This is a genomic window from Sphingomonas bacterium, from assembly GCF_903644055.1.
Classification (GTDB): Bacteria; Pseudomonadota; Alphaproteobacteria; order Sphingomonadales; family Sphingomonadaceae; genus Sphingomonas_I.
Genome location: NZ_CAHJXD010000028.1, coordinates 1 through 4,816, shown reverse-complemented (window position 1 = coordinate 4,816; position 4,816 = coordinate 1). Strand labels below are relative to the sequence as shown.

The following is a 4,816-nucleotide window of genomic DNA, read 5'->3' as shown; positions in this document are numbered from 1 at the left end:
CCTGCGCGCCCGCCGCCGTCGCCGCGCGGATGACGAGATCCCAGCGCTTCTCGGGCGAATGGCGCCCGACGCCGAGCAGCAGCGTCGCGTCCGCCGGCAGCCCACATTGCGCGAGCAGGCGCGCGCGCAGCGCCTCGTCGCGGTGGGCGGGCGAAAAGACCCCCGCCTCGACCCCCATCGGATTGGTGACGACCTTGGTCAGCCCCGCCGCGCGCAGCCGCACCGAGAGGCTGTCGCTGGCGCTGACCACCAGATCGAAGCGCGCATCCAGGCGGCGGAGGTGGCGCCAATACCATTCGAAGCGGCGATCGATCGTCGCGCGATCGGCGACACCCCCGAACCAGCGATAGGCGAAGGCGGAGAGCGGATCGGCATGCGCGATCAGCGCGATCGGGGCATCGCCTTGCCAATCGGCGATGATCGAGGCGCTGCGCCACGGCGAGGAAACCTCGACGATATCGGGCCGCTCGGCATCCAGTACGCGATGCAGCGCGGGACGATCGGCGAAATAACGATAGTTGCGGTCGAGCGGGAAAGCCGGCGAACGCATCCAGACGATCCGCGCCAGCGGCCCGCGCCGCTCGATACGGTCTGCGGGGCCGGGGGCGATCACGACGATATCGTGCCCGCGCTCGGGGCCGGCCTTGAGCTTATGTTCGACATAGGTCTTCACGCCGCCGCCGCGCGGCGCATAGAAAGCGCAGACGTCGACGATCTTCATGCCGCCTCCCGCAGGCTCTGGAGCGCGGGCGCGCGCAGATCGGCGTAGCGCGCGGGCGCATGCGTTTTCAGGAAATGGCCGACGGTGCGATCGATGTCGGCGAGGATAGCAGGCTTGGTGGTGTCGCCGGGATGAACGGCGATGCGCACCACCGGCGCCGTGCGCAGCGCGATCCGCCCCAGCATCGCGGCGGCGAGCGAACTGGCGGTGCGCAGGCGGCTGCGGCTCGCCCAGGTGAGCACCGGCCCCGTGGCGAGGATCGCGCCATCGGAGGGGCGCCATATCCGCCAATGATCCTCGGCCATCGCGATGCCACGGGCGCGCAGCGCCGCATGCGCGCCGGGACCGTAGAGCCAAGCGGGCGCGACGAAGCCGCTCGCCTCGCGGCCGATCGCCTGCTCGAGCACGGCGAGCCCGTCCGCGATGCGGCGCGAGGCTTCGGCTTCCGAAAGCCCGAGGAATTCGCCCTCGGAGGCGGTAAGATGCCGCGCCTTGAAGCGATCCCACCGGCGTTCGTGCGCGCTTTCGTCGCGATGAGACCAGCCGTGGAGGAACATCTCGACGCCCGCGTCCGCCCAGTCCCGCAGGCGGCGCGCGAAGGCCGGCGCGCGATCCAGCGGCGCGCGTCCCCAATGATCGGGCACCACCAGCATCGCCACGCGTGGGCCGCCCAGCCGCCGCTGGAGGCGCTCCAGCAAAATCTCCACAGGCCGCTCGAACGCCGGCGAAACATCGTGGATCGCGACCAGCAATCTCTTTTCGGCGACATGCGGCATGCGCGGCCCGATAGGCCGGATTGGGCGGGAGGTCTGCACCATTCGCCTATCAGACGTCGCCGCTCGCCTCGATCAGCAGCGCGTTCGTCGCAATTTCCGGCGTGGCGCCCGCCGGACCGAAATTGACGGAATCCCCGCACTGGCCTACGGGCCTGCTCCCATCATGCACCGCGCGGCATCTCGAAAGTCAGCGGGCCTTGCGCCCAATCCTACGGGAATCATGCGCGATACTGCCACCATCGATGGCCGGCAGCGGGGCCTTGCGGCCGGCGGGGAAGCCGCCTGATGGAGGCGTTGACCGTCGTTCAGAAGACGACGCTGGATTTCGAACGGATGGAGCTTTCGCCGGGCTTCGTGCGGCGCTGGCTGGTGCCGGCGCTGTCGCTGGCGATCCTGGCGGGCGCGCTGATCCAGCTACGCAGCCTCGAATATCATCGCCTGCTGCGCATGACGCCGGTTTCGCCTTTGTTCTGGACGGTGTTCCTGCTCGGCTATTTCTTCGCGCCCGCCAGCGAGTGGGTGATCTTCCGCCGCCTGTGGGACCTGCCGGCGCGCGGGATAGTGCCGTTGCTGCGCAAGCGGCTGAGCAACGAGGTGCTGCTCGGCTATTCGGGCGAGGTCTATTTCTATAGCTGGGCGCGGCGCCATGCGGCGCTGGTCGCGGCGCCGTTCGGGGCGGTCAAGGATGTCGCGATCCTTTCGGCGGCGGTCGCCAACGTCTGCACTCTGGTGCTCGTCGCGGCATGCTGGCCACTGCTGCGCGGGCTGCACCTGGGCTTCGACGGCGCGCTGATCACGGGATCGGCGGCGATCGTCACGCTCGGTTCGCTCGCGACGATGCTGTTCCGCCGCTTCCTGTTCAGCCTGCCGCGCCGCGAGCTGGCGTTCATCGCGCTGGTCCACCTCGTCCGCATCGTCGCGTCGCTGGTGCTGACCGCCATATTGTGGGCGCTGATCCTGCCGAGCGCGCCTTTGACCTGGTGGCTGCTGCTCGCGACGCTGAGAATGCTGGTGTCGCGCCTGCCGCTGATCCCCAACAAGGATCTGGTGTTCGCGGGGCTGGCGGCCTTTCTCGTCGGGCATGAGACGGACGTGACCAGCCTGGTGTCGCTGATCGCCGGGCTGACGCTGGCCGCGCACCTCGCGGTCGCCGCCGGGCTCGGCGCGCTCGATCTGGCCGCGCCGGACGAAGCGCAGGCCTGATCGCGCGGGCGCCCGCTCAGGGCGTGACGGACGGCACCTTGCTCAGCACCAGCTCGTGCGTCTTGCGCTCGATCGACCACAGCATGCGCGAGCGCGCCGCGTCCCAGCCGATCGCCTGGCCGTCGGTGGGCAGCGCGATCGTCGCGACATGCTCCAGCACCGTGCCCGACGCGGGTATGCGCAAGGCATAAAGCTCGGGCCGGTCGTGGCCCGTGACATAGAGCAGGCCATCGTCGCCCCACGCCCCTCCCGAAGAACTGCGCGGCGCGAAGCGATCGAGCACGCTCTCGGGAAAGGTCCAGCGCGCAGCCTCGCGGAAGCGCATGTCGTAGCGCACCAGTGTCGTCTGGCGATGATCGCGCCCGGGCTGGCCGCCGCGCCCGTCATAATTAGCGTAGCAGGCCCACCACGCGCCCTCGTGCCAATCGACCCAGGTGAGCGAGCCATGGCCCTCCCCCATCTCGCGCGTGTCGCGATGCGCGAGCGTGCGCGCGTCGAAAGTTTCGATCCGGCTCGCCATCGGCAGATCGGGATAGTTAGACCCCGCGCAGATCAGCGCGCGCGCGCGGACGATGCACGAGTTGAGATGCTTGAAATGCGCGGGATCGCCTTCCCAGCGCGCCAGCAGGCGGCCGCTGGCGGGATCGATCCGGGCGATCGCGCGATTGTCGATCGCGAACAGGGCGCCATCGCCCGACGCGACGCCCTGACGCGCATCCTCGGCGGGGAGGCGACGCACCTCCTGCGCGACGAGCGGCACCGCTGCCGTCAGCGCCAACAGAAATCCGATCATCGGCGCTCCTCCGGGGGCTGTCCTGTTCAAGCTGAACGTCACCCGCCTTGAGCCGGGGTCCCGCTTCTTCTTCAGCATCGGCCAAGCAGCGGGACCCCGGCTCAAGGCCGGGGTGACGTGCCTCGGTTAGCGATCGTGCGCGTCGGTTCTGTTACCGCTCGCTTCAATCCATCAGCTTGCGTTGCAGATAGGTCATCGTCAGCGCGCTGGTATGCGCCGCCTGCTTGAGATCGGCGCCCGATCCGTGCCCGCCCTCGGTATTCTCATAATAATAGAAGGGCAGCTTCATCTCCTCCATCCGCGCCGCGAACTTGCGCGCGTGCTGCGGGCCGACGCGATCGTCCTTGGTCGTCGTGAAGATGAAGGGTTCGGGATAGCGCACCCCGGTGCGCAGATTGTGATAGGGCGAAAGCTTACGCCAGAAGGCCATGATCGCGGGATCGGCGTCGACGTCGCCATATTCGCCCTGCCACGATGCGCCCGCCGCGATCTTGCCGATGCGGATCATGTCGAGCAGCGGCACATCGATCACCACCGCGTTCCACAACTCGGGATGCTGGGTGAACTGGACCCCCATCAGCAGCCCGCCGTTCGATCCGCCCTCGATCCCCAGCCGGCGCGGACTGGTGATCCGCCGCGCGATCAGGTCCTTCGCCACGGCGGCGAAATCGTCGTAGATGATCTGGCGCTTGGTGGTGAGCCCGGCCTCGTGCCAGGCAGGGCCGAATTCGCCGCCGCCGCGGATGTTGGCGAGCACATAGGCGCCGCCCTTCTCCAGCCACAGCTTGCCGGTGATCCCCGAATAACGCGGCGTCTGGCTGACCTGGAAGCCGCCATAGGCGGTCATCAGCGTCGGCGTCGCGCCATCGAGCGCGATATCCTTGCGGTGGACGACGAAATAGGGGATTTTGGTGCCGTCGGTGGAGGTCGCCTCGAACTGCTCGACCACATGGTTCGAAGCATCGAACTTGGGCAGCATCGTCTTGACCTGCTTGAGCGTGCCGGTCCCGGTATCGGCGAGATAGAGGCTCGACGGGTTGAGGAAGCCCGTGGCGCTGACGAAGGCGAGGTTCGAGCGTTCGTCGGTCGATCCGTAGCCGAGCGTGAGATCGTCGGGCAGCGCCAGCCGCGTCACCGTCCAGCCGCCGGGCTTGGGCGCATAGACCCAGGTCCGCCCGCGCACGTTCGACAGGGTGGCGATCAGCAATCTGTCGCGCGTCGAGCTGACGCCGGCCAGCGAATCGCGCGGGCCGGGCGTCCACACCAGGCGCGGGGCGAGCCTGCCCGGCGTGGCCTTGACCGCCGCGAGATCGAGCTCGGCGA

The 4,816-nt window shown here is 68.7% G+C and carries 5 protein-coding genes; 1 reads left to right on the top strand and 4 read right to left on the bottom strand.

The genetic code is table 11. From position 1 onward, the window contains the following. Positions 1–721: glycosyltransferase (locus tag HUU94_RS01180; protein ID WP_174273302.1), on the bottom strand; the 721-nt coding region annotated here is incomplete at its 3' end. Then, positions 718–1,497: a DUF2334 domain-containing protein gene (locus HUU94_RS01175; RefSeq protein ID WP_174273301.1), complete on the bottom strand. Its 780-nt coding sequence runs from the start codon at positions 1,495–1,497 to the stop codon at positions 718–720. The genes HUU94_RS01180 and HUU94_RS01175, both read right to left, overlap by 4 nt. Before the next feature lie 285 nt (positions 1,498–1,782). Here HUU94_RS01175 and HUU94_RS01170 point away from each other — a divergent pair, with 285 nt between their 5' ends. Further along, positions 1,783–2,700 (top strand): hypothetical protein, encoded by a 918-nt coding sequence (locus HUU94_RS01170; RefSeq protein ID WP_174273300.1) that lies wholly within the window; start codon positions 1,783–1,785, stop codon positions 2,698–2,700. A gap of 16 nt (positions 2,701–2,716) precedes the next feature. Here HUU94_RS01170 and HUU94_RS01165 read toward each other — a convergent pair whose 3' ends face one another. Both HUU94_RS01165 and HUU94_RS01160 read right to left on the bottom strand, forming a co-directional pair. Then, positions 2,717–3,493, bottom strand: a complete 777-nt coding sequence (locus HUU94_RS01165; protein ID WP_174273299.1) for a hypothetical protein — start codon at positions 3,491–3,493, stop codon at positions 2,717–2,719. 163 nt (positions 3,494–3,656) lie between these two features. After that, the coding region (locus tag HUU94_RS01160; RefSeq protein WP_174273298.1) for a prolyl oligopeptidase family serine peptidase at positions 3,657–4,816 on the bottom strand (1,160 nt) is incomplete at its 5' end.